At 56.7% G+C, this 23544-nt stretch carries 24 protein-coding genes; 9 read left to right on the top strand and 15 right to left on the bottom strand.

The genetic code is table 11. The features are described from left to right. Positions 1 to 257: 257 nt before the first annotated feature. The 4 genes from phnE to ACT3UQ_RS17445 all read right to left on the bottom strand — a co-directional run bounded on the left by phnE (position 258) and on the right by ACT3UQ_RS17445 (position 4092). Positions 258 to 1136: a phosphonate ABC transporter, permease protein PhnE gene (gene phnE, locus ACT3UQ_RS17460; RefSeq protein WP_255248513.1), complete on the bottom strand. Its 879-nt coding sequence runs from the start codon at positions 1134 to 1136 to the stop codon at positions 258 to 260. Then, the gene (locus ACT3UQ_RS17455) at positions 1133 to 1837 is read right to left on the bottom strand and encodes a phosphonate ABC transporter ATP-binding protein (RefSeq protein ID WP_255248512.1); all 705 of its coding nucleotides are present in this window, start codon (positions 1835 to 1837) and stop codon (positions 1133 to 1135) included. The genes phnE and ACT3UQ_RS17455 overlap by 4 nt, the downstream gene beginning before the upstream one ends. A gap of 87 nt (positions 1838 to 1924) precedes the next feature. Further along, complete coding sequence (locus tag ACT3UQ_RS17450; protein WP_105554764.1) at positions 1925 to 2845, bottom strand: phosphate/phosphite/phosphonate ABC transporter substrate-binding protein; 921 nt, start codon at positions 2843 to 2845, stop codon at positions 1925 to 1927. Positions 2846 to 2880: 35 nt separating this feature from the next. Next, positions 2881 to 4092 carry a TIGR03364 family FAD-dependent oxidoreductase gene (locus ACT3UQ_RS17445; protein WP_444637613.1) on the bottom strand — a complete coding sequence of 404 codons (1212 nt, stop codon included), beginning with the start codon at positions 4090 to 4092 and terminating at the stop codon, positions 2881 to 2883. Positions 4093 to 4245: 153 nt separating this feature from the next. On the opposite strand from ACT3UQ_RS17445, the gene ACT3UQ_RS17440 reads away from it, so the two are divergent. From ACT3UQ_RS17440 to ACT3UQ_RS17430, 3 genes are all read left to right on the top strand, one after another. After that, complete coding sequence (locus tag ACT3UQ_RS17440; RefSeq protein WP_444637612.1) at positions 4246 to 5007, top strand: GntR family transcriptional regulator; 762 nt, start codon at positions 4246 to 4248, stop codon at positions 5005 to 5007. Between the two features lie 20 nt (positions 5008 to 5027). Continuing rightward, positions 5028 to 5726: a phosphonatase-like hydrolase gene (locus tag ACT3UQ_RS17435; RefSeq protein ID WP_096288267.1), complete on the top strand. Its 699-nt coding sequence runs from the start codon at positions 5028 to 5030 to the stop codon at positions 5724 to 5726. Positions 5727 to 5958: 232 nt separating this feature from the next. Next, positions 5959 to 7056 carry a pyridoxal-phosphate-dependent aminotransferase family protein gene (locus tag ACT3UQ_RS17430; RefSeq protein WP_096288265.1) on the top strand — a complete coding sequence of 366 codons (1098 nt, stop codon included), beginning with the start codon at positions 5959 to 5961 and terminating at the stop codon, positions 7054 to 7056. A 261-nt stretch (positions 7057 to 7317) separates the two neighbouring features. On the opposite strand, the gene ACT3UQ_RS17425 is transcribed toward ACT3UQ_RS17430, so the two are convergent. The 4 genes from ACT3UQ_RS17425 to ACT3UQ_RS17410 are packed head-to-tail and all read right to left on the bottom strand — an operon-like array spanning position 7318 to position 11149. Next, the gene (locus ACT3UQ_RS17425; protein ID WP_096288263.1) at positions 7318 to 8481 is read right to left on the bottom strand and encodes an alpha-hydroxy acid oxidase; all 1164 of its coding nucleotides are present in this window, start codon (positions 8479 to 8481) and stop codon (positions 7318 to 7320) included. Positions 8482 to 8510: 29 nt separating this feature from the next. Next, the gene (locus ACT3UQ_RS17420; RefSeq protein ID WP_096288261.1) at positions 8511 to 9275 is read right to left on the bottom strand and encodes an amino acid ABC transporter ATP-binding protein; all 765 of its coding nucleotides are present in this window, start codon (positions 9273 to 9275) and stop codon (positions 8511 to 8513) included. Next, positions 9272 to 10234, bottom strand: a complete 963-nt coding sequence (locus ACT3UQ_RS17415) for an amino acid ABC transporter permease (protein ID WP_217990417.1) — start codon at positions 10232 to 10234, stop codon at positions 9272 to 9274. Before ACT3UQ_RS17415 ends, ACT3UQ_RS17420 begins: the two co-directional genes overlap by 4 nt. 6 nt (positions 10235 to 10240) lie before the next feature. Continuing rightward, positions 10241 to 11149 carry an ABC transporter substrate-binding protein gene (locus ACT3UQ_RS17410; RefSeq protein ID WP_444637611.1) on the bottom strand — a complete coding sequence of 303 codons (909 nt, stop codon included), beginning with the start codon at positions 11147 to 11149 and terminating at the stop codon, positions 10241 to 10243. A 224-nt stretch (positions 11150 to 11373) separates the two neighbouring features. Between ACT3UQ_RS17410 and ACT3UQ_RS17405 the strand changes: the two genes are divergently transcribed. The 3 genes from ACT3UQ_RS17405 to ACT3UQ_RS17395 all read left to right on the top strand — a co-directional run bounded on the left by ACT3UQ_RS17405 (position 11374) and on the right by ACT3UQ_RS17395 (position 13334). Further along, positions 11374 to 12060, top strand: a complete 687-nt coding sequence (locus ACT3UQ_RS17405; RefSeq protein ID WP_096288257.1) for a GntR family transcriptional regulator — start codon at positions 11374 to 11376, stop codon at positions 12058 to 12060. Between the two features lie 104 nt (positions 12061 to 12164). Next, positions 12165 to 12659 carry a hypothetical protein gene (locus ACT3UQ_RS17400; RefSeq protein ID WP_146112528.1) on the top strand — a complete coding sequence of 165 codons (495 nt, stop codon included), beginning with the start codon at positions 12165 to 12167 and terminating at the stop codon, positions 12657 to 12659. Positions 12660 to 12893: 234 nt separating this feature from the next. Further along, entirely contained in the window at positions 12894 to 13334 is a 441-nt protein-coding gene (locus ACT3UQ_RS17395) for a DUF4282 domain-containing protein (protein WP_096288253.1), read from the top strand. Between the two features lie 154 nt (positions 13335 to 13488). Here the strand turns inward: ACT3UQ_RS17395 and ACT3UQ_RS17390 are convergent, their stop codons facing one another. From ACT3UQ_RS17390 to ACT3UQ_RS17375, 4 genes are read right to left on the bottom strand one after another with little or no spacing between them, the layout of a single operon-like run. Beyond that, on the bottom strand, positions 13489 to 13890 hold the full coding sequence (locus ACT3UQ_RS17390) for a universal stress protein (RefSeq protein ID WP_096288251.1): 402 nt from the start codon (positions 13888 to 13890) through the stop codon (positions 13489 to 13491). Further along, positions 13887 to 15488 carry a tripartite tricarboxylate transporter permease gene (locus ACT3UQ_RS17385; protein ID WP_374955678.1) on the bottom strand — a complete coding sequence of 534 codons (1602 nt, stop codon included), beginning with the start codon at positions 15486 to 15488 and terminating at the stop codon, positions 13887 to 13889. Before ACT3UQ_RS17385 ends, ACT3UQ_RS17390 begins: the two co-directional genes overlap by 4 nt. Positions 15489 to 15509: 21 nt before the next feature. Continuing rightward, on the bottom strand, positions 15510 to 16013 hold the full coding sequence (locus ACT3UQ_RS17380; RefSeq protein ID WP_096288249.1) for a tripartite tricarboxylate transporter TctB family protein: 504 nt from the start codon (positions 16011 to 16013) through the stop codon (positions 15510 to 15512). Next, on the bottom strand, positions 16010 to 17029 hold the full coding sequence (locus ACT3UQ_RS17375; RefSeq protein ID WP_176484262.1) for a Bug family tripartite tricarboxylate transporter substrate binding protein: 1020 nt from the start codon (positions 17027 to 17029) through the stop codon (positions 16010 to 16012). The genes ACT3UQ_RS17380 and ACT3UQ_RS17375 overlap by 4 nt, the downstream gene beginning before the upstream one ends. A 221-nt stretch (positions 17030 to 17250) precedes the next feature. On the opposite strand from ACT3UQ_RS17375, the gene ACT3UQ_RS17370 reads away from it, so the two are divergent. Beyond that, complete coding sequence (locus tag ACT3UQ_RS17370) at positions 17251 to 18858, top strand: sensor histidine kinase (protein WP_308727263.1); 1608 nt, start codon at positions 17251 to 17253, stop codon at positions 18856 to 18858. Between the two features lie 10 nt (positions 18859 to 18868). After that, on the top strand, positions 18869 to 19540 hold the full coding sequence (locus ACT3UQ_RS17365; protein ID WP_096288247.1) for a response regulator: 672 nt from the start codon (positions 18869 to 18871) through the stop codon (positions 19538 to 19540). 373 nt (positions 19541 to 19913) lie between these two features. Here the strand turns inward: ACT3UQ_RS17365 and ACT3UQ_RS17360 are convergent, their stop codons facing one another. Further along, positions 19914 to 21314, bottom strand: coding sequence for an NAD(P)-binding domain-containing protein (locus tag ACT3UQ_RS17360; RefSeq protein ID WP_444637610.1), 1401 nt, complete (start codon positions 21312 to 21314; stop codon positions 19914 to 19916). Positions 21315 to 21745: 431 nt separating this feature from the next. Here ACT3UQ_RS17360 and ACT3UQ_RS17355 point away from each other — a divergent pair, with 431 nt between their 5' ends. Further along, positions 21746 to 21934, top strand: coding sequence for a hypothetical protein (locus ACT3UQ_RS17355; protein ID WP_444637609.1), 189 nt, complete (start codon positions 21746 to 21748; stop codon positions 21932 to 21934). Between the two features lie 53 nt (positions 21935 to 21987). Here ACT3UQ_RS17355 and ACT3UQ_RS17350 read toward each other — a convergent pair whose 3' ends face one another. Together ACT3UQ_RS17350 and ACT3UQ_RS17345 are read right to left on the bottom strand one after the other, a co-directional pair. Next, positions 21988 to 23310: a flavin monoamine oxidase family protein gene (locus ACT3UQ_RS17350; protein WP_444637608.1), complete on the bottom strand. Its 1323-nt coding sequence runs from the start codon at positions 23308 to 23310 to the stop codon at positions 21988 to 21990. A gap of 12 nt (positions 23311 to 23322) precedes the next feature. Next, a partial coding sequence (locus ACT3UQ_RS17345) for a cupin domain-containing protein (protein ID WP_444637607.1) occupies positions 23323 to 23544 on the bottom strand: 222 nt, incomplete at its 5' end.

The following is a 23544-nucleotide window of genomic DNA, read 5'->3' as shown; positions in this document are numbered from 1 at the left end:
GTTGCTACTGGCACAAGAAATTACCGACCGGTACGGAAAATATGTGGCGGTTATGCCGACAACCTTTTCAAGAAGCAATGCTCCATTTAGGTTCTAGCAGTTCTGCTCATTGCTGTCGCCGAGCACTGAGGAATCGGCTGAGAATTGGTGGCGCGAGTAGATCATTGAAAGCAAAAGATCGCCCAGCTCCTGCGGGAGCCGGACAATCTTAGCGAACAGTTGGTTGGATCCTCCGAGCGGAAAACCCGCGAGGCGTCCTAGACTGCCAGCCTGCGGCGGATAAACCCTGAGGCCTGGTCCACCACGATAATAAGCAACAGAACGATGATGATGTGGGTGAGCATGGTGTCGAACTGGAAAGACTTGATCGCCTGATTGATGAGCAAGCCAATACCTCCGGCACCCACCAACCCCAACACGAGTGACGAGCGAACGTTCACGTCGAAGCGGTACAGCAACAAGCCAATAAACTGAGGGACAACCAGAGGCAGGGAACCATGCGCTATCTGTTGCAACCTTGATGCACCGGTCGTGGAGAGGGCCTCTTGCGGACCATGGTCAGTTTCTTCCATTGACTCCGCCCACAACTTTCCCATCACGCCAGTATTGTGGCAGATCAGTGCCAGCACCCCGGCAAATGGGCCAAGCCCAACCGCGGTGACGAAGATCAGCGCAAAGACGATATCTGGTACCGCCCGGAAGAACGACAAAATCGCACGGGAAATTTGGTAGGCCAGCGGATGTGGGGAAGTGCTACGCGCCGCCAAAACTGCCAAGAGCAATGCAGTAGGAATGGATAACGTGGTACCCAACAGGCCAATCCATAGCGTGACGAGGGTGGCCTCCAACCCTGGCTTCACGACGGTTTCCCAGTTCAGATCCGGCGGGAAGGCATCACCGAGAAAACGTGCCATGCCCCGCCAACCCTCAACGAGTACTGCCGGGTCAAAATCCGTGCCACGTATAGCCAAGAGATGCAGTATCACGATGAGGACAGTGGCCGCGCCCCAGAGCAGGCGTCTGCGTACTCGGTTCCGGTCGTGTGGCACGCTGAGCGTTGCCGGCCGGGAAGCTATGACTGAGCTGGACTCGTCCATGGGGTGACTTTCGATTCGAGGTTCAATCTGCAGGCTCATGCTGCGCTCCGTTCAGGGGAGTAGAGCGTATCCAGGACCGGTTCGTTCAACGAGCTAGCCGGACCGTCAAAAATAATGCGACCGTGCATCAGGCCAATAGCGCGATCCGCGTGGCGCAGTGCCAAATCTGGTTGATGCAATACCGCTGCGACAGCTAGGTTCTCCTGATGGGCGAGTTCGGACAGCAGCTCCATGATGTTCTCCGCAGCATGTGGGTCTAGGGCGGATACCGGTTCATCGGCTAACAACACTGAGGCCCGCTGGCAGAGTGCTCGGGCCACGGCTACACGTTGCTGCTGCCCTCCCGAAAGGCGTCCGACTTTATCCAAGGCACGGTCTGCCATCCCCACCCGATCAAGACAAGCCATGGCTTCTTCACGTAATTGACGAGAGAAGAAAACCGGAGTGATCGAAGCTAATCCGGAGACGCGTGCCAAACCTCCAGCGCAAACATTTTCCAGCGCCGTGCGGCGTGGCACCAGATGAATTTTCTGGAAAACCATGGCGGCCCTACTGCGCGACTCGATCAGGGCCCGGCCATGGAGCGTTGCCAGATCGGTTCCCTCAAGCTCAACGATTCCGGAATCCGGTGCGGATAATCCGGCAACACATTTAAGCGTGGTCGACTTACCAGATCCGTTGGCCCCGAGGAAGGCAACCAGCTCTCCGCGGTTCACATGGAAGTTCACTTGGTCTAGCACTTTGCGGTCATTGAATGACTTTGCCAGACCGGTAACTGTTAGCGCTCGAGCGGGAGTTGAGGGTGGGGCAGGAACTGAATCGCGCACTTAGAGGTCCTTCTCGGTTAGGCCCATTTCGGCGGCAAGATCAAATAATGGCTGATAGGTATCCTTGGTGACTTCGAGCAGCGGACCTGGAGGAGTGACATCAAGGAATGCACCTACCTGTGCGATGTCCGCCTCGGGCAATTCAAGCAATGCGGTCTTGACTGCTTCCTTCAGCGCCGGATCGGCATCGGCACGAATGGTGATGGGGTCATTGGGGATTGGTTCAGAGGTCCAGATCTCGCGGTAGTCCGCAGGGTCGAAGGTTCCCTCAGCCTTTGCCACGGCCAGGGTCTGCGAGTTAATCTGGGCGGCGTCAACAGTGCCGTTGGTCAGCGCGAGCAATGACTCGGGGTGGCCTCCGGCATAGTTCAGATTCAGCTCGGATTCGGCAACGCCCGCGGTCTTGAGCGCATAGCGGGGTAGCACATCCCCGGAGGTGGAACCCACACCGCCCAAGGCCAGATCAGCATCGCGAAGCTGCTCGATGGAGGTAATATCCGAGTCCTTGGGAACCCAGATGCCGGCCGTGTAGGTACTCAACTCGCCCTCAGCGGTGCCGAAGGATACCAGTGGCTCGGCACCTGCCTGCTCGCTTGCGAAGACATAGCCCACGGGACCGAACTGACCTAGATCCAGCTTGCCATTGCGCATGGCGAGCACTTCGGCCGAATAATCTTCGACTACCTGCATCTCAACTTTGCAACCCAACTCACGCTCAAGTGCATTTGCCAGGACCCCATAAGCGGGCTCGAGTTTCGCTGGGGCTTCGAACGGTTCTATGCCAAACATCAGCGGACCATCGGCGCAAAATGCCGGGACGTCAGTTACCGCCTCCGATTGGGTCTGCGGGCTACCGCAGGCCGACAACGCTACGAGCCCTATGGCAGATGCCGCCACTGCGACGGTGCGTGAAAGTTTCATGATTACTCCTGAAGAAAGAAATGGGTAACTTTGTGTCACTTCGATGGGGCGCTCAGCGAGGGCTCCTGAATGAGCGAGCGAACGTTGCGGTCGGCCAAGCCGAAGGACAGCGTCATACCGACACCGGCGGTGACGGACACTACGGTGATGGCCTCGGCGACGTTGTGAATCAAGAGCGGTCCAACGTCGCTGGAGGCATAGACTCCCTGCCAGCGTTCGAGAATGCTCAGCGGTTCGCGGTGAAGAACGGATTCGATGGAGCTCAGCAGGGTGTTTGAAATGTCTTCCTGGATAAAAGGCGGATGGGTCAATTCGTAGTCGTGAGAGTCGCCTAAGAGCAGCGTTCCATCCGGCCGCTGGGTAAACATCACATTTGCTTGAATATCCAATAGGTTTTGATGCTTGGAGCGCACCTCGGCGCGTAATTTCTGAGCCGAGGGGACCTCGGTGAACGCTTCATAGCGCAGCATTGACGTTGCGGTGAGCACCGCTGGTTCTAGTTTGAGATCTGCAGGGCTTTCGGAACTTGCCATCTGCAGTGCGCAGCGCTTGATACGGTGTTCTTCGGCCAGAGCGGGGAACAAATAATCAACGTCGTGGCCCACACAAACAAATATCTGATCCGCTTCGATAGGCCCCCGGCTGGTCTCGACTCGAGCGCGGTGCTGCTCTCCGATGCCGAAGCCGAGCGCCGAAGTGTTCCAACGTACCGAAGCCTGTGGCAGCGAATCGATCCACCCTGCCAATTTCGCAACTGTGGTTCGGGGATCCACACGAAGGTCATCACGCAACATGGCACCACCGAGGAGCCCCTGGGTTTCGGAACGCCCCAGTTCGTGAGCGACTTGGGAAGCCGTGAGCAAAGTGATCTGACCAGGGGCACGCCGATCTGACAGCTCGCGCAGGATCTGAAGCTCGGTCGGGGTGGTAGCCACCACGAGTGCTCCGGACTCGGCGGCCCAGAAACCTGCGCGATCTGCGTAGTCCAACCACAAGGGCCGTCCGGCTTGAGCTAGCTCGTAAAGTTCACCGCTTTGGGCAGTAATGCAGCAGTGGCCGAAATTGCGGACGGACGCGCCGACTGCTTGGTGGTCACGATCGATGACGAGGACAGAGAGCCCGGCATCGACCGAGCGGGCGGCGTGGGCCAAGCCTACGATCCCGGCGCCAATGACCACTACATCGGCATGCATGGCGTTGGGAGTTTCGTTGTGGAAGGTGTTTTCGTTGATCACAAAATTGATCATGCACTTCTTCGGAGAGCCTATTCAAGCTAAAACAGCACTTGTCTATACAAGTTTGATTAGTGTTCAACTTGCGGGCCATCCGTTTACCTAGGATTCGTTTCGATGTCCATGAAAACCGCGAATTTTCAGTAGTCGCACTTGTATGATCAAGTTGTGAGCCCGAACAAGAACTATCCAAAGCATCAGCAATTAGCCGCCGACCTGAGGCAGCGTATTGCGTCAGGACAATGGCGAGAAGGAGACAAGCTTCCAAGTGAATCTGAACTGTGTGCCTTAGTCGAGGCTTCACGAGGTACCGTTCGCCATGCCCTCGCCACCCTGCGCTCCGAGGGACTCATTGCCGGTGGGCAAGGGAAGCCGCCTACGGTGGCGCACACCGTGCCGTCCCAGTCCTTCAGCACTTTCATGTCCTTTACCGAATGGGCTCAATCGATTGGACGCTCTCCGGGACAGCGCACGGTGGAACTCGCCCGACGCGTTGCCGACTCGATCGTGGCAGAGCAGATGGGACTCAGGGCGGACGAGAAAGTGATTCAAGTGCTGCGACTGCGACTGCTGGACGAAACTCCGGCAATGGTTGAACGCTCCAATTTTGCGCTGGAAGCCGGGCGACTATTGTTCGATTTTGACAGCGACTCAGGATCCATTTTTGGGTACTTGCGTGAGCAGGGAGTCGATCTCTCGCGCGGACGGCACACAATTGACGCAGTCGCCGCGGATGAGACGGATGCCGAACTTCTAGGTGTTCAAGTGGGCACACCGCTACTGCGCGAACGACGGATCACCTCGTCGCGTGCGGGAGAAATACTTGAATATTCCGATGACAGGTACCTACCGCAGCTTGCAAACTTCAGCATCGAAAATACCAGCGAGCATCGTGCCGCACTAACTCGCGTCCCGAACTCAGTTACCTAACAACACCTTGGAGTAAGAACATGATCGAACTGATCGCCTGCGACATGGCAGGAACAACCATCGATGAACATGCGGATGTATACAGGGCGCTGGAGAATGCAGTGCGCGAAACCGGAGTGGACGTATCGCCTGAAAACCTGCAGACCTGGATGGGGGCGGAGAAGCGTGAAGCCATTACCGCGCTCATCCGTTTGGGTGGTGGAAAAGCGGAAGAACAATTAGTAGCGGAAACTTTTAATCGCTTCCGCGAATTACTGTTTTCCTACTATGCTCAGAACCCTCCGGTCGCCCTTCCTGGTGTAGTAGAGGCTTTCGAGATTTTGGCGAAACAAGGCGTGAAAATCGCTTTGACGACGGGATTCTCAAGAGATGTGGCCACCGATTTGCTCAACGGCCTGGGCTGGCGAGTTGGAGAGGGCGGGTTGCTTGATGCCGTAGTCACCGCCGATGAGGTGGCAGCTGGCCGTCCTGCGCCGTACATGATCCACCGGGTGATGGAACAGACCGGAGTACTAGACGTGGCGAAGGTGATTGCTGTCGGCGATACGGTCAACGATCTGCAGGCGGCGACGAACGCTGGAGCCATTGCGGTGGGAGTGCTCACCGGGAAGCTTGGACGCGCAGACCTCGAACTGCACCCTCACGATGCGATCTTGGAAGGTGTGCGAGAGCTGCCCGATTTTATGGCGCAACTGGGCGCTGCCCGCGTACAGGCGTAGGTGATTCAGACTCGTTGACTCGGAGGAAGGACCAGCCCAGAGTGGTCCTTCCGCTGTTTCGTGCAGGGTAGCGGGAGTCGGCGCGAGTATCGTCATTGAGGTTCGAGCGCAACGGTGTCGATAGCGCAATGCAATTCGACATCCGACATACGAAATTTAGTTTTCGCTATCAAGCGTTTTTGGTTCTAAGGTGAAGGTAACGCACGCCCACCTTGAATGAAAGTGAGTAGTCATGAGCACGACTGTTCTGCAACGTCATTTGTTCGGCCCAGGTCCCTGCAACCCATATCCAGAAGCAACCGCCGCGCTGGGGCTTCCCTTGCTCGGTCACCTGGATCCAGCATTCATTGCCCGCATGGACCGTGTAGGCGATGGACTGCGCACCCTATGGGGGACCAAGAACACTCGTACCTTGCCGCTGAGTGCTACCGGCTCCGCTGGCATGGAAGCCGCTTTCGTGAATACCATCAATCCAGGGGATGTGGCAGTCATTGCCATCAACGGGCTGTTTGGTGAGCGCATGTGCGAGGTTGCCTCGCGCGTGGGCGCCGAAGTCGTACGTGTGGACCACGAGTACGGAACACCTATCGACGCCGAGCGAGTCGCCGCGGCACACCCGAATCCCACCGTAATTGCTGGCGTGCATGCTGAGACGAGCACCGGAGTAGTTTCCGATATTGCCGCACTCGGCGCCATCAAAGGTGATGCCTTGTTGATTGTGGATGCGGTGACTTCCATTGGCGGAATGCCGGTCTTGGCAGACGAGTGGGGAATCGACATCGGCTACGCTGGAACCCAGAAATGCATTGGTGTTGCGCCCGGTCTGGCACCCTTCACCATCTCTGACCGCGCGTTTGAACGCCGCGTTCAGAAGCCCCAGTCCTGGTACCTGGATCTCGGTCTGCTCGGTGGATATGCCACCGGCGCAAGCGGCGGTGGGCGCACCTACCACCACACGGCACCAGTTGCCATGGTCACTTCGTTGGAAGCCGGCATCGACCGGATCCTCGCCGAAGGCCTGGACGCAGTGACCACGCGCCATCAGGAAGCTGGCAAGCTGTTGCAAGATGGTCTCGAGGCCATGGGCTTGGAATTATTTGCAACCGAAGGCTACCGACTTCCGCAATTGACTACGGTCAAGGTTCCAGAAGGGACGGACTCGGCCAAGGTCCGCGGCTACCTGCTGGAGCGTTTCAACATTGAAATCGGTGGCGGCGTCGGACAGTACGCGAACACCGTGTGGCGTATCGGTCTGATGGGGCCGAACGCTAACCCAACCTCGGTAGCGCTGATTCTTGCTGCGCTGAAGGAAGCAATCGACAAGGCTTAACAGAACCATACTGCGGGTTTCTAGAGATGTGGCGCAGCCTAGTCAGTGGCTGCGATAGCTACCTTGCAGATGTTTGGTAAGTGACTCTGAACCTTGTTCTGGGTGGCGGATTCAGCCTCATGCGGGCGTTCCCGATGGGCAACCCGTTCTTGGCTAAGCATGCAAAAGGTTCGCCGCGGTCCCGGTTCCAAGGCCTATTGCTTGGAACCGGGACGAACCGCGTCTTGAGAACCTGTATTCGCTCGCGTGCCGGACCTTTTGCTAAACGTAGTCGTTGATTCGACTACGCAGCGCGAAGACCGACTCGTCTATTGATTCCACGCTGGTTTTTCCGACGAAACCCATGGCGCCTTTGAACTCGTCGTGCAGAATCTTGAAGGCCTTGCTCACCGCTGGCTCACCACCGGTCGCCAAGGCGTAGGCAAATGGGCGTCCCGCCATTACAGCGGTGGCACCCAGCCCGATTGCCTTGACGATGTCATGTCCGCGACGTATCCCGCCGTCAAGGTAGATCTCGGCCTTTCCATCCACAGCTGCGACGATCGAAGGCAAAACGTCGATGGTGGCTGGTTGCGCGTCGAACTGTCGACCTCCATGATTTGAGATGAAGACGCCATCGGCACCTTCGGCTACCGCTCGCGCGGCGTCTTCGGCATCCATGATGCCCTTGATCACCAGCTTCCCGTCCCACTGCTGGCGCAGCTTAGCGAAATCCGCCCAATCAGCACTCGAATTCTTGTTGCTGGCCATCCACTGATTCATTTGATCCATGCGGAGCGCTTTGCCATCGATGGAGTAGTTTCCATAGGTCATCTTGCGCCCGGTCAGCCACCGGTAAATCCATCGTGGTCGCATTGCGGTCGTGAAGTAGTCGAAGACTGGTGGTTTAGGCGGCATGGAAAGACCGTGGCGCATATCGCGTTCGCGCTTGCTCGACGATCCGACGTCACCGGCGACAACCAAGGTTTTGACCCCGGCATTCCGCGCTCGTTGGATGTAGTTTTCGGTTTCGGCTGGATCCTTCCAGAAAGCGACCTGGGCCCAGAGCTTGTCCCCGGCTATGGGAGCGACTTCCTCGAGGGCGCACCCCGCCCAGGCGCTGTGAATGAAAATGGAGCCCGCGATGACCGCGGCACGGGCTACCGCCAGGTCTGAGCCAGGATGGAAGATGGTCAGCATGCCCATGGGGGCCACCAGCAACGGAAAGTCCACGGGTTGCTCCAGGACCGTTGCTTCGGTGGATAATTCGCTCAAGTCCACCATTGAGCGTTGCCTGAGCATCAGGGCATCGAGGCTCTCGCGATTGGCGCGAGTGGTGATCTCATCCAACGCCCCACCGTCTAAATAGTCGGTGATCATTTTTGGAAGGTGCCAGCGCGAAGCTTTTCGGTAGTCATCGATGCTGACGATCCATTTGTTACGCATGGTGTGAATACTCCAATTTGGGGCTGGCGCTAGAGGACTTTTGAGAGAAACTGTTGTGTGCGTTCGTGCTGCGGATTGCTGAGAACTTCGCGAGGGTGACCCTGCTCGACCACGTAACCGCCGTCCATAAATACGAGATTGTCACCGACCTCTCGGGCGAAACCAATTTCGTGTGTCACCACGATCATGGTCATGCCGGCTTTGGCGAGGTCGCGCATGACATCAAGGACTTCGCCAACGAGCTCAGGGTCCAACGCCGAGGTCGGTTCGTCGAAAAGCATGAGTTGGGGTTCCATGGCTAGGGCGCGGGCGATTGCAACACGTTGTTGTTGTCCACCAGAGAGCGCAACCGGGTAAACGTTGGCTTTTTCTGACAATCCGACTCGTGCCAAGAGTTCGTTGGCCCGGGCAGTCACTGCCTTGCGACTCTCTTTTCTGACGCGGAGCGGCGCTTCACAGATATTTTCGAGAACGGTCATGTGCGGGAAGAGATTGAAACTCTGAAAAACCATGCCGATGTGTTCGCGTGACGTGGCAATTTCGGTTTCGTTTTGCTTGTGCAAGCTGCCGTTCTTGATTTTCACCCCGATGGGCCGACCATTAACTTTGATGTATCCTCCAGTCAGGGTCTCCAGCTGATTGATGCAACGTAAAAAGGTCGATTTGCCCGATCCTGAGGGGCCAAGGATGCATGTCACTTCACCACGATTCACGGTGAGATTGATCCCCTTGAGGACCTCTAGCTGTCCGAAATGTTTCTGGACTTCATAGGCCTCGGCAATAACGTCATTCATGGCTGAACTTTCTGGACTATTGGTTGCGATCGTTTCAGCGGATTGAACCGGGCAGATAATTTCTGTGGTGCCCGATTGCCCGAGCCGCGGTTGAAATGCCGCTCAATATAGAACTGACCCAGACTAAGGATGCTGGTCACCGCTAAGTACCAGAGACTGGCCGCAATGAGCAGCGGGATAGTTTTGAAATTCGAGCTGTAGACCATTTGCGCAGAATATAGTAGTTCGGGGAAAGCTAAAACGCTGACCAGAGAGGTTGTTTTGAGCATGGAGATTGTCTGGTTTCCCGTGGGCGGAATGATGATTTTCATGGCTTGAGGCAATACAACACGCCATAGAATAAGGCCGCGCTTCATGCCTAGTGCCTTGGCTGCCTCTGTCTGGCCCTTATGCACACTGAGCAATCCAGCACGAACGATTTCGGACATGTAGGCGCCCTCGTTGAGGCCTAGCCCGAGAATTGCCGCGAGGAAAGGCGTGATCAAGGTGTTGGCATCAATTGAGAAGAACTCGGGGCCGAAGGGAATTCCCATCTCGATCCGGGGATAGATCGCTGCGATGAATCCCCAAAACAATAGCTGGACGAACACCGGAACGCCGCGGAAGAACCAAATCATGAATGCAGCGACCGAGGCTACAACATAATTCGGCGCCAATCGCGCGAGTGCCAACAATACGCCGGCCACGATTCCGACGACCATGGAGATGACCGTCAGGATCAGTGTGTTGACTAGACCCGAAAACAATCGTTCGGAGAGGAACCAGCTGAAGACCACGTCCCACTCATAACGTGGGTTAGTGATGAGGGAGTAGGCCACGAGTGCTACCGCGCCAAGTACGACCGCAGCGGTTAACCACATCATTCTGTGGCTTTCGCGCGGTCTGGTCATCAGCAGCTCGTGGTGTTTAGCATCCACTGGTTGCCCTGTGGACTCGGGAGTTTTAGATACGCTGGTCATGAAAACCTACTGCGCCTTATTGAACGCAAAGTCACTTATTGCACCGTTGCCTACGCCCCAACCGTCCAGGATTTGCTGGTATCGACCGCTTTTCTTCAACGATTCAAGACCTAGCTGTACCGCTTCTTCAAGGCCGGCATCCTTGGCAAATGCGATGCTGACAGGTGATACGTTCTTTTCGCCCAGGAGCTCTACCTCGCCGCCCTGTTTGATGGCGTAACCAAGTGTTGGCCCGTCTACGTAGACGGCATCGATTCGTCCGGAAGTTAGCGCGAGAATTGGTGCCTGCATGTCTGGGTAGGTCATCACGTCGATGGCCGGTTGGGAATCCGCGACGCATTTTGCGGACGCTTCAGGTACACGCTTGAGATCTTGGAAGGATCCCTTGAGCACCCCTACCTTGACGCCGCACAGTTCATCAACATTGAGTTTCTTTGGATTTCCTGGAGTTACCCCGATGCCACTACCGGACTGGTAATAATCCACGAAATCCAACACCTTCATGCGTTCCTCTGAAGGAGACATTTGTGAAACCACGAGATCAAATTTTCCGGCAGATACCCCGGGAATGATTGCATCAAAGGTGCCGCTTTCAATGGTCAGATCAATTCCCATGGCGTCACCGAGCGATTGCGCCAGGTCGGCATCGACGCCGACTATCGTGCTTCCATCATCCGCGATGAAGTGCAACGGCGGTGAACTCTCGCTCATCGTCACGGTGAGTTTGCCACTGTCCTTGAACTTCGCGGGAAGTGCATCATGCGCAGCTTGGTCTACCTCGACTTGGATCGCTTCGTTGGCGGCGGGCGATTCGGCTGACTGTCCAGAAGGTACTTCTGGATTTGAACAGCTTGCCAATGAGAGCGCGAGCAGGCCAGTGAGGGCCAATGAAGGGAGCTTGAATTGCGAGCGCATGTTCGTGCCTTATCTGTCGTGAAGTGATGGACGGGTGGGAACTGGGCCAAGCGGATCGTGAAAAACACCTGCGAAACACGCTAGTGATGCATGTCACCCCGATTCCCGATATCATGTACCGTACATCGTGCACGATTCTGAAGCAATAGCAGATCCTCAGCGGTCTCGATGATGAATTGGCAATAAAGGATGAAGAGAAAACATACGTTGGATAGGATTTCGTCATGAACGCATTGCCGTCGGAAGATACGACCCCGCTAATCGCCGCGCGTCCGATGCTGGCAGACCAGGTCTTTGACGCGATTTTGGTTCTCCTTCTGGACGATAAACTGCCCACCGGTTCGCAGCTGAGCATTGACGGATTGGCCAAAAAATTCCAAGTTTCCTCCACGCCGGTACGTGAAGCGCTTGCGCGTCTGGAAACCACTGGCATGGTTCGACGGGAAGCATTGCGCGGATATCGAGTGGCGCCGGAACCGACGGTCGATGATGTACAAAAAATAAATGCGGCCCGTGCAATGCTAGAGCCGGGTATGGCACGGCTCGCCTGCGAGAACCAAAGCGAGACGCTGGTGAGCGAACTCCTAGCTTGCAATAGCGAGTTGAATGAAGCGCGGGGCGGTGAAGCCTTCGCGGACTACCGTGCCTATTGGAAAGCCGATGAAAAGTTCCACCGAAGTCTCGCCGAGGCCGCAGGTAACGAGTTCCTTTTCAGGGCCTATTCCGCCATCGAGGGGCATATCCAGAGGTTCAGGCTGGTTGTGCAAAATTCGATGAGTGGTGAACACACCATCGAAGAGCATGAACGGATTATCGAAGCTCTCATTACAAAGGACTCCTCGGCTGTGCACGCGGCGATGGAAGCGCATATTTCAGGTATTGCGCAGCGAGCCACGCAAAGCTATTCCTAGTGCACAGTGGGTGCACTATCCAAGGCGGGCTGGATGCCGCCGGCGATTGTCGCCGAGCTGGTCAAGCACTGCGATCTAGCCGTGTCGACTTCGAAGGCGTCAAGTTGAAGCGGGAAAACAACATGCACTCCGTGACTCGAATCCGCGACTGCGTGACCGGCCTCAAGCTCATTCGAAAGTACAAAGGCAAACTCATCCCCACCAAACTGGGCAGTTCATTGGCTCAGGACCCGCAGGCCATGGCGGAATACATGATCGAAACTCTCCGTGCGGTAGCCAATATGGATGTTTACGTTGATTCGGGGTTCTCCGAATGGGCAATTCGTGCAGGAGGCTATCGACCCGACAAGTTTGGCTACGGTGGTGAGCCGGTGAAGAACTATGTGGACGTGAGCGAGACTCTCGCGAACTTTGGTACTACGATCCCGATGCGCAGGGCCCGGTTTCGCAAGCCACCTATATCCCATGTGTCGAGCCGTGGTTCAATATTGGTTGCCTCATCGATTTCCGGTATCCACGGCGTGAAGAAGGCGAAGAAAGCGATCTCAAACTACAGCAGATCTCGCGATTCATTCTCGAGGCGTAGGCAACAAGACTAATCTTCAGATCGACTTGAATGGTGGATCGTAAAACGCCGTCTTGAGCAGCTCGTCTAAAACTGCACGTCTAGTAGAAACTATTGGACGCCGCTGAAACTCAAGATGAACATTGTCGATGACTTTCTGTTTATCCAACCCAGTAGAAAATAGTTTGTCATGCGTCAGGACAATCCCTTTGGTTTGCGGTAGCCTCTTACAAGTCAGTTGAGTCCATGAAAGAAAGTTGGCTGCACAGTGAAAGCATTATTTGATTTCGGGTTCCGTAAATTTGTCACGCCGTCAATTATCAAGATCGTATACATCTTGATCATGATCATGCTGGTCGTGTCCTACCTCGGGTTCACCATCGCCGCCTTCAACGAAGACGCCATCTTTGGCCTCCTGGTGCTGTTAGTTCTCGGCCCGCTCTTCGTTTTGATCTACCTCGTGTTTGCTCGCGCATGCTTGGAATCGCTGATCGCGCAGATTCGTACCGCTGAAAATACGTCTGAACTTGTGCGCCTGGCCGGTGGAACGCCACCAAACGAACTATCGACGGGAATAGTTCCACCAAATCCTGCCGGACCATCGACTACTAACATCCGCCCGGCAAATCAAGCCGACCCGACTCGTCCGGTCAACCGACAGGACCCTGAAGACGGATCAACCCCTCCAACCAATCCATACAAGTCCTAACTGCTTGTAGGCCATGCCGGGCACGGAAGTATACGTGCCCGGCTCTGCTATTCGCACGGGGCCAGTTCGGCGTCCAGAGAGTAGCCAGAAAAGCCGGAGCCGGGTGCGCAAAGACAATTGTCTTTGCGCACCCGGCTTCAACGTTCTAGATCCTCTACCAGGCGTTGCCAGCCTTTACCGAGAGGACCGGGCACCCGGACTGCATCAGGATGCGTTGCGCGGTGCTACCCATAATAAACTTGCCCACTGTGCTGCGCTTGCGCAGCCCGATGACTATGAGCTGTGCTCGTTGCGCTTGTGCAACTCGCAAAATCTCGTCCGCTGCATCACGTCCCTGGGTGGAGCGTTCGATCCAGAAGTCGAGGCCCGCTGAGGTGAGCTGCACTTCCAGTAAATGAAACTCCCTAGCGTCGATTAGACGATCATCTACTAATGCATCTCCCTTTGACGAATTGACCACTACAAGTCGTGCTTGCGCACGTTGTGCCTCGATGATTGCCTGATCTAGAGCTGCCTCGCCCTGTGGCGAGGGGAGATAGCCCACAACAATTGTCATGATTTGTCCTTTCCGTCCTGCTCGTCATCGGCCGAATGACGTGCTCCGGTTGGCAGACGAAGTTCTGTCTTTTCCAACTCGTCTTCGCTGATGGCTCCGCCGGCGGCTAGACCTGCGGTGAGCTCGGAGGCGCCGCCTCGTGCCTTGCCAATCATCTTGAGGACCGTTGGGATGAGTAGCAAGATGGCAATGATGATGTAGATCGTCACCGCTACCGGCTCACTCCAAAGCCCGGAGATTTCACCGGCGCTGAGCTGGAATGACTTACGCAGTTGCTCTTCGGCCATGGGGCCAATGATCACGCCGAGGACTAACGGGAGGATTGGCAGCCCAAAGCGACGCAAGGCAAAGCCCAGCAGGCCGAGCAGCAGCAGAAGCCACAAGTCCGCGGTTTGCATGTTCACCGAGAACGCGCCCAAAGTGGCGAAAAACAGAATGCCTGCGTATAAGAACGGACGCGGGATCTTCAGCAGCTTCGCCCACAACGGGGCAAGCGGAAGGTTGAGCAACAGCAAAAGGGTATTGCCAATGAACAGGCTGGCAATCAGCGCCCAAACCAAGGCCGGCTCATTTTCAAAGAGCAAGGGGCCTGGTTGAATACCCTTCATGGTCAGGAAAGCGAGCATGACGGCTGCGGTCGCGTTAGTGGGCAAGCCCAAGGCGAGCATCGGCGTCAGCGTGCCAGCGGCCGAAGCGTTGTTCGCTGCCTCCGGGCCGGCGACACCTTCGATTGCACCGTGCCCGAATTCCTCCGGGTGCTTTGAAAGCTTCTTTTCCGTGACGTAGGAGAGGAAGGTGGGCACTTCGGCGCCTCCTGCGGGCAGTGCGCCGAACGGGAACCCGAAAGCGGTGCCGCGAAGCCATGGCTTCCATGAGCGTTTCCAATCTTCCTTGCCCATCCAAGGACGTCCAACAGGTATCGTGCGTGCAGGATTGCGCCGGAGGTGAGCTGCGATCCATAGCGCCTCGCCAATGGCGAAGATCGCCACAGCAACCACTACGATATCCATGCCATCGATCAACGGGGCAAAGCCAAAGGTCAAACGGCTCTGTCCGGATACCGGGTCCATGCCGACCAAGCCAATGGCGAGGCCAAGGCCAAGGGCCGCGAAACCTCGGATCTTTGAGGAACCGAGAACCGCGGTAACCGTAACCAGGGCGAGGACCATGATGGCGAAATAACTCGGAGCGCCAAGGCTTACCGCAAACTTCACCACAAACGGTGCCACGGTCACCAGCAAGGCGGTGCCGATGGTGCCTGCAACGAACGAGCCGATAGCAGCTGTAGCCAACGCCTGGGAAGCACGCCCGGCCTTGGCCATCTTGTGGCCCTCGATAGCCGTGATAACCGTGGAGGACTCGCCCGGTGTATTGAGCAGAATCGAGGTGGTCGAGCCGCCGTACATGCCGCCATAGTAGATACCAGCGAACATGATCAGTGAGCTAGAAGTTTCCATGCCATAAGTGACCGGCAGCAACAGCGCTACGGCCATGGCTGGGCCAATCCCGGGCAGGACACCTACGGCCGTACCTAGGATCACGCCAACTAAAGCGAAGAGCAGATTGATGGGAGTGAGCGCCGAAGCGAAACCCTCCATCAGCAGATTCAGTGTTTCCACTTACAGCACCCCCGAGAGAATTCCGGCCGGCAGCTTGATGCCCAGACCCAAGTAGAAGCCGTAAAAGGTACCAAGCGACATGGCGATTGAGATTAGCAACGTCAGCAAGTAGCGGCGGCTTCCTAGGGCAACGGCTGCTCCGAAGAATAGTATGGTTCCCGAGATGACCCAGCCGGCTGTGTTGATCAACAAGATGTTGACCACAAATACTGCCAGCAGCGGAAGGACGACCTTCCAGTCCGAAGGCTGGCTAAGGTCAACGTCTTCGCCTTCCTCGCCCTCGGCGAGGTTTCCGCGGAGCACGGTGATCGCCAGAGCGATAGAAGAAAGTACCAGGATTCCCGCAACCCCGTACGGCAGGGCCTTTGGGCCCACCACGTCGGACTGGGAGTACGTCACATGCAGCTGCGACGCATCAACGAACACGATGATTCCCACCAGAAAAAGAAACGCGGCGAACAGGAGTTCGACGCGCTTCTTTTTCGCTGTGGTTACTTGGCTCACGCCAGACCCAGGGTCTTGAGCACGTTGGCTACGCGCTCGTCCTGTTCGCTGAGGAAGGTCGAGAACTCGTCGCCGGTCATGAACGCGTCGGTCCAACCGTTGGTATCCAGGGCTTCCTGCCATTCATCGGACTCGTGCATCTTGGTGACCGCTTCGGTCCACTTGGTCTTGTCCTCGTCCGAGATCTCCGGTGGAGCGACCAGGCCGCGCCAGTTGGAGAAGACCAAGTCAATATCGGATTCCTGCAAGGTTGGTGAATCAACGCCTTCCAAGCGTTCTTCGCCACTGGTCGCCAGCACACGAACCGACCCCTCTTCAATCTGCTGCATGTATTCGCCTGCACCGGAAGCTGCAAAGTCGAGCTTGTTGCCCAGGATGGCCGGCAGCAGATCGCCACCACCGTCATAGGAAACGAAGTTCACGTCCTTGGGATCAATGCCCACGGCTTCGGCCAGCTGCATCGGCAGCAGGTGGTCGGGTCCGCCCGGAGACGAGCCGCCACCGACCGAGAGTTTCCCTGGATCCTTCTTCCACGCAGCTACAAGATCGTCAATGGTCTTGTATGGGGAATCCTTGGACACCATGATTGCGCCCGGCTCTTCGATGAGCTTTGCAATCGGGGTGGTCTCGGTCAGCTTGGCTTCAGATTCATTGGTGTAGCTTGCGCCCACCACGCCCAAGCCCATGAGCATCCCTAGGTCTCCGTTGCCTTTTTCGTTGACGATTCGAGCAAGGCCAACGGTGCCGCCAGCACCGGCAAGGTTGAAGACTTCGAGGTTGGAAGCGATTGCTGCGTCATCCATGACTTTGGCTGCCACACGGGCGGTGGTGTCATAACCGCCTCCAGGAGTGTTTGGAACCATAATGCGCAGGCCCTCCAGTGGGCCGCTTGCGGCGGAGCCGGAGGCGCTTGGATCGCTGCCAGAGCTAGTGACGCCGCAACCTGTTGCGGTCAGTGCGAGCGTTGCAGCGGCGGCTACCGCTGTCAGCATGCGGAGTGACTTGAAATTCTTCATGGATTCAGCCTTTGTCTTCATTGGGGTGCGAATAGTTCAACACTAAGCAGGTGAGTGAGGTAGGTCACGCTTGCGTACGCAAAGAAAATACTGTTCATTGTGTAACTAAAAATTGTGAGCTGGCTCATGCCAAACTTCGGTAAAGTTGCCAGGTGCACCGCAAGGGCGGTGCCGGACGGGAAGCAACTGCAAAGGCAGCAGATGATGGGGAAGGAGGAGCAGTGAAGACTACAAGGGCCTGGCCCAGCGAACTATTCGCCAACAGAATGTCCCTAGCCGGGCAGTACCTCATATTGCAGTTGCTGATCATTGGCGTAGTGGTCACCGGATTTGTGGTGGTCTCAATTACCCAGGCAACGAATACCTTTGAAAAAGAAGAAGGCCGGCGCAGCCTTTCCGCAGCAGAATCGCTAGCGGCCAACCCGCTCTTGCGGGTCCTCCTCCCGGGGGCCGAACCGGAAATGGGGTCCGCGTTGCCAGCCATGGCCGAAGCCGTACGCAGTACCTCGGGCCTGCAATTTGTCACGATTGCGGATCCTAGCGGTGAGGCGATCACGTCCAGTTTTCCCGACGAAGTAGGCACCACAATTCTTCAGCCCGAGTCTCAGGTCACCGAAGGACGAGGTTGGACCGGAGATATCTGGCGCCAAGGGAAGCACGTACTGATCGCTCAGGTGCCGGTCTTGGACGATGATGGGTCGATGGTGGGCATTGTGAGCACAGGGCAAAAATATCCCTCAACGCAGGCTGTCATTCGTGAAATCGCGCCCAGCGCACTATTCACCCTCCTCATCTCACTACTCTTGGGGGCCACCGGCTCGGTGCTCCTGTCCAGACGCGTCAAGCGCCAAACCCGCGGTATGGAGCCAAGAGAAATTTCTGAACTCTTTGAACACCGCGAAGCCTTGCTGCACGGAGTGAAAGAGGGGATCGTCTCCGTCTCTCCGGAACACCGGGTCATGCTCGCCAACGACATCGCCATAGAGCTGTTGCAACTACCCAACAACTGCGTAGGACAAACACTCGACCAACTCAAGGTGGCACCGCAGGTTACTCGCGCTCTAACCACGCAACAGCAGCAGGCAGACCGGCAATTCCTCATCGGCGAACGTGTGCTGGTCTTCAACCGCATGCCAGTGATGACTTCCGGCAGGGACCTCGGCTCGGTGACCACTTTCCGCGATCGAACCGAGCTGACTCTCTTGGAGCAAGAGCTCGGAGACAGCAAAGCGACATCGGACATGCTCCGAGCCCAAACCCACGAGTTCGCCAATCAGCTCCACGCCATCTCCGGGCTCATCCAATTAGGAGAGTACGACGAAGTCGTAGGATTCATTGATGGAGTGAGCTTCAGCCGCAGCAAACTCTTTGAAGATGTCGCAGCGCGAATCACCGAACCAACCATAGCTGCCTTGGTCATTGCCAAGGCAAGTGTCGCGACCGAACGCGGAATCCAACTCACCGTCGCCGAGGATTCCAACCTGGGCCGCAGTGATGACCAACTGGCTCGGGACTTGACCACCGTTATCGGAAACCTCGTAGACAACGCAATAGACGCGGTATCGGCGGTGAGCCAACCACGCATCGAACTACGCATTGCAGAAAGCGATACGCAAATTACCGTTGTGGTGGGCGACAATGGTTCGGGGGTAGATGACGCGGCAATCGATGAAATCTTTACCCAGGGATTCTCCACCAAAGACACGACCGTTTCCGGCGGAAGGGGATTCGGGCTGGCTTTAACCAGACTGGTCTGCCGTCGCCGCGCAGGGGACGTCCAAGCGGTTAACGACCACGGTGCGCGGTTCACCGCTACACTCAGGAAGTAGGGAACAACTCGTGATCAAAGTACTGGTGATCGATGATGATTTCATGGTCGCCAAGGTGCACTCAGGGTTCGTCAATAACGAGCCGGGGTTCTCGGTTGTGGGAGTAGCTCACTCGGCCAACGAGGCGATCAAAGCCGCAACCGCGCTTTCGCCGGATCTCGCGTTGCTAGATATCCACTTACCCGATATGAACGGGCTCGACCTGCTCCAACGGCTACGCGAGGTACAGCCGGACTTAGATGTCATCGTCATTAGCGCGGCCCGAGAAATGGACACCGTCCGCCGTGCTTTGAGGGGCGGAATCGTCCACTACCTGATGAAGCCGTTCTCCCGCGAAGATCTTCGCGAACGGCTGGAGCACTATTCGAAAACTTACCAGCCGCTGCAAGAGGCAGATCAAGAGCTGGAACAGGCAGACGTGAACCGGCTCTTCGGACTGAGCGGGCAGAACCGACGCCCCCTGCCCAAAGGCTGCAGCGCTGAAACGCTGGCACTCGTGGAAAACATCGTCAAGGAAGCCACTAATCCCATCTCCGCCACCGAAACCGCCGAGAAACTCGGCACCTCGCGGGTGAGCGCTCGCCGGTATCTGGAATATTTGGCCGAAGAGAACCTGGCTCAGGTGAATCTGCGGTACGGGGGAGTGGGCAGACCAGAGCGAAGGTATTCGTGGAACAGTTAGGTGCTTGCCGTCCTTGCGACGCGTCTATTGCAGTCCGACTGTACTTAAACGGACCTTAAGTCGAATAACGAGGCTCTCCACATCTCAAGGTGCAAATGAGGTTTTATCCACCCGACTTCAGCTGGGAACTGCCTCGCCGGACATTACTGAAACTAAATCCTCCGGTCTCCCGATTCCACAGGAACATTGCGGAATCTCGATGCAGCTTTCGCAACTTCGCAATAGGAGCCTTCAAACGTTCAGCCAATCATCCCGGATGCCTATCGGCAGCGGCTATGAAATGACGGAAGGATTTAAACGTATTGCCCTGTGGCAAGAAATCGGCACAGGGCAATACGAACTTTATCAACTGAACTATCAAGCCAGATTCTGACTAGAATTTATGGACTTTGGCCGTCTCAATTGCCGTAAGGTCTTCGAGCTTTTCTTCCTGAGGGGATGACATGTAGCGCTGATAGCTATCGTCGAGCTCGCTCAGCCAGGGCGAGTGGTGTTCTGCTGCCATGGTGCCAGTCATGACTGAACGGTAGACCTTGTCGCGGTAGGTCAAGATATTTTTCTTCTTATCCATCTTCCACGCCATGAAAGTCCGGGTGACTTCATCCAAATCAAACATCGGGTAGTCCGTCTGCTCGATGAGATCGCGAATGTAGTCCGCCTGGAACTTCACTTCATCTTCCGCGGTCTCAATAGCGTTGAATCGCTCCAGCCACGCATCTATGCTTGCACGCTGTTCGGACGCTGAAGGGACCGCGGCTTCTCCCAAAACCAGATCACGGACATACCAAGCCTGCGCATCGAACATGTTGAAGGTGAACCATTGATCCTGGGCACCTAGGTAGTAAAGCTGGCTATTGTTCTCGGAAACCACACCACGGTACAGAGTGTCCGGGTAGACGTTGTTCGGTGAACTTAGGGCAAGGTCGGAGGGCAAGAAGGGGTAATGGTGCAGATACCCGGTGCACAAGACAACAGCATCAAATTTGCGGGATACGCCATTGCTGAAATGTGCAGTGGACCCTTCGAAGCGGTCAATGAGGGGGAGCTCTTCAATGCCTTCTGGCCAATCGAATCCCATTGGGGCCGTGCGGTAGCTGTACGTCACCGAGCGTGCACCCATCTTGAAGGACTGGACACCAATGTCCTCGGCCGAGTAGCTTGCGCCGATCAGCAGAACGTCTTTGCCTGCCAAGCGCTCGGCGCCACGGAAGTCATGGGCGTGCATGAGCTCGCCGGGAAAACTTTCGATTCCCTTGAAATCTGGAACATTCGGGAAGCTAAAGTGACCGGTGCCGACAATGACATGATCAAAATCGTTCTTTTCCGTCAGACCGGTCTTCAGGTCTTCGCTGGTGACGGTGAATAGTTTGGTGCTCTCGTCGTAATCGACCCAGCGCACTACGGTCGCAAAGCGGACGTATTTCTTGACGTCAGACTTCTCTGCGCGGCCATTGATGTAATCCCACAGCACGGCACGTGGTGGGTAGGAAGAAATGGGGCGGCCGAAATGTTCGTCGAAGGTATATTCGGCGAATTCCAAGGCTTCCTTGGGGCCGTTGGACCACAAGTTGCGGTACATGCTCGAATGTACAGGTTCGCCGTACTTGTCGATGCCGGTGCGCCAGTTGTAGTTCCACTGGCCACCCCAATCATCTTGCTTCTCAAAGCAGGTGATCTCGGGGATTTCACGCCCTGACTTCTTGGCAGAATCGAATGCCCGCAGCTGGGCGATGCCGCTGGGTCCTGCTCCAATGATGGCGACGCGTTGAGTCAAACATACCTCTCCGGCTTGTTAAGCCTTATTCAAGTTTCGCGCGATGCTCCGGATCCCGATTGTGGGTTCGAGCGTGCTACGCGAATCAACAAAAAATGCTCTAAACCAGTCGACCAGTCGCGCATAAAAAGCGTTCACATGTCGAGGCAAAACTGCCCTGTTCCAAAGGGCATCGTTATCGAGTTTACCAGTAACCGATTCTATTGACCGGGAAACCGACGGACAGGGAACAGTCGCCAGGGAGATATGGGTGCTGATTTGAGGCTGGGTAAGGGTTAAGCTGCGCCTACGAACCCAGCACCGAAAGCGCCTGAAAGCAGGTTAAAGTGATTTGCCTGCAGTCACTATCTTGGCGCAAGCAGACTTGCGTTTTGGGGCCAGAAGAGACCAGCCCCCGCCCTGTCCATTGGACTGGGAAGGAGGCTGGTGACGTGCTGCTGAATTCGGTTCTAAGCGGCGGATCGCTGCTGCTGGTGGAAATCGCACTTGCGCTGTGGACCATGATCGCTGCGATTAGCGGTCCTAGATTATCTACCCAACCTAGGTTTCCATTGCATCGACAAGAAGCAATTAACCATTTTTCAATCCAAGAATCCAACCGAGCAGATGCTCATGAATAGCTCTGAATCTGTAGCAACGACCTGAGGCCAATCCCTAGACGAAGTGCAACGGATCAGATGGGACGGGCTGAATTGACGCGCGGCATATCGGTGAGCTCAAGGGCGGCGTCGCGGGCTGCCGCAATGCCGGACTCGATGGCGCCGTCGATGAAGCCTCCCCATCCCTTGGCCAGGTCCGAGCCTGCGATGCGGATGCGGCCCTCGGAGCGCTGCAGCTCGGCTAGGGAATCGGTGAGATATCCCGTGTAGTGCATCGACCAGGTGCAGCGTGCATGCTCGTCGTCGACCCAGTTATGGCCGGCAACTTCCAAGACCTCCAATCCGGGGACGAGAGCATCGAGGCTGCGCTGGGCCGCGGACGTATCGGTGACGTTGACAGCTGCGGCGTCGGGTCCGAAGCAGACCAAGGTGGTGGTGTCCGCATCGATGTACTCGGCTTGGGCGAAGTTCAGGGCGGCGTTTTCGGGGCCCATGGCAACGAAGCGTTCCTGCCGTCCCTTGACCTTGATCCAGAGCTTTGCGCCGCGGCCGGCATGGCTGCGGCTTGCGGCTTTGCGTTTAATGGCTGAAAGTTCAGGATGAATGTCGATGTCGTTCAGGGTGCCCAGGGGGACGGCAAGGATGAGTTGGCGGGCGGTGAGTTGCTGTCCGTCGATGGTGCTGGCGACGACTCCGTTCTCGTCCTGATGGATGGAAGCCACCGGCTGGTTCAGCCGCAACTCGGCGTCAGAGTCCGCCAGGATGGCCTCGGCCAGGCGCCGGGTTCCTCCCTCGATCTTGAAGGTTGCGCAGGTTTCGAACATAAGTTGCCAGGACCCGCTGGCCGCAGCACACCAGCGCAGTGCCTGCGTGTAGGCGGCTTGGTCTAGGGCGCCGTTGAAGTTTAAGGTCCAGAAGGAGCGCAGCAGCTGGCGTTGGTTCTCCGGAAGGTCCAGGCGGTCGATGGCCTCCGAGAGCGTGGTGCCGTCGATGCTGGCGAGCTCGGGGTTGGCCAGCGGGGACCAGGGTAAGGGGAAATACTTGCGAGCATCGGCTAGTAGGGCTTGGTTGGGGGCGTCGAGCAAGTCCATCAGCTCGTCTGGATGCCCCGTATGTTGCTGGCCCTCGGTGCTCCAATAGGCCTTGGTGAAGTCGGGGCCGGCGACCGGGGCGATCCCGTAGCGGCCCATTTCGGCCCAGACGTAGGGCTGGGTCCAGTGCACCCACGTTCCGCCGAGTTCCAGGTTCCGGCCCAGATGCTCCTCGAGGTGGGTGCGCCCGGCGATGCGGTCGCGGGCCTCCAGGATGGTGGTCTTGAATCCGCGGCGGGACAGTTCGCGGGCGGCGGTCAGGCCGGCGAAGCCCGCGCCGACGATGATGACGTCAGTGGTTTCCATGGTGGCAGTGCCTTAGCTGTAGACGAAGAATTCGATGGTGGGTTCGAGGATGGTCCAGCGCGTCATGGCGCCCTTGGACAGGGAGGCCATGGATCCGGCGGTGAGCTCGAGCATGTCTCCGCCCTGGACCTCGATGCGGATGTGCCCGGAGACGATGTAGATGGTTTCGTCTTCCCCGATGGGCAGGTCGAAGGGCTCGGGCGCCTCCTCAGGGGAGATGCTCCAGATGCCGGA

This window comes from Glutamicibacter sp. AOP12-B1-11 (assembly GCF_052379245.1).
Lineage (GTDB): Bacteria > Actinomycetota > Actinomycetes > Actinomycetales > Micrococcaceae > Glutamicibacter.
This window is presented reverse-complemented; position numbering and strand designations above follow the sequence as displayed.

Bases quoted from the DNA above. Each gene is read 5' to 3' on its own strand.
- ACT3UQ_RS17435 (WP_096288267.1), top strand. From the start codon at position 5,028: ATGATCGAACTGATCGCCTGCGACATGGCAGGAACAACCATCGATGAA.
- ACT3UQ_RS17375 (WP_176484262.1), bottom strand. From the start codon at position 17,029: ATGAAGAATTTCAAGTCACTCCGCATGCTGACAGCGGTAGCCGCCGCT.
- ACT3UQ_RS17410 (WP_444637611.1), bottom strand. From the start codon at position 11,149: ATGCGCTCGCAATTCAAGCTCCCTTCATTGGCCCTCACTGGCCTGCTC.
- ACT3UQ_RS17385 (WP_374955678.1), bottom strand. From the start codon at position 15,488: ATGGAGGGTTTCGCTTCGGCGCTCACTCCCATCAATCTGCTCTTCGCT.
- ACT3UQ_RS17450 (WP_105554764.1), bottom strand. From the start codon at position 2,845: ATGAAACTTTCACGCACCGTCGCAGTGGCGGCATCTGCCATAGGGCTC.
- ACT3UQ_RS17350 (WP_444637608.1), bottom strand. From the start codon at position 23,310: ATGGAAACCACTGACGTCATCATCGTCGGCGCGGGCTTCGCCGGCCTG.
- ACT3UQ_RS17390 (WP_096288251.1), bottom strand. From the start codon at position 13,890: ATGACAATTGTTGTGGGCTATCTCCCCTCGCCACAGGGCGAGGCAGCT.
- ACT3UQ_RS17430 (WP_096288265.1), top strand. From the start codon at position 5,959: ATGAGCACGACTGTTCTGCAACGTCATTTGTTCGGCCCAGGTCCCTGC.
- ACT3UQ_RS17420 (WP_096288261.1), bottom strand. From the start codon at position 9,275: ATGAATGACGTTATTGCCGAGGCCTATGAAGTCCAGAAACATTTCGGA.
- ACT3UQ_RS17425 (WP_096288263.1), bottom strand. From the start codon at position 8,481: ATGCGTAACAAATGGATCGTCAGCATCGATGACTACCGAAAAGCTTCG.
- ACT3UQ_RS17445 (WP_444637613.1), bottom strand. From the start codon at position 4,092: ATGATCAATTTTGTGATCAACGAAAACACCTTCCACAACGAAACTCCC.
- phnE (WP_255248513.1), bottom strand. From the start codon at position 1,136: ATGAGCCTGCAGATTGAACCTCGAATCGAAAGTCACCCCATGGACGAG.
- ACT3UQ_RS17405 (WP_096288257.1), top strand. From the start codon at position 11,374: ATGAACGCATTGCCGTCGGAAGATACGACCCCGCTAATCGCCGCGCGT.
- ACT3UQ_RS17415 (WP_217990417.1), bottom strand. From the start codon at position 10,234: ATGACCAGCGTATCTAAAACTCCCGAGTCCACAGGGCAACCAGTGGAT.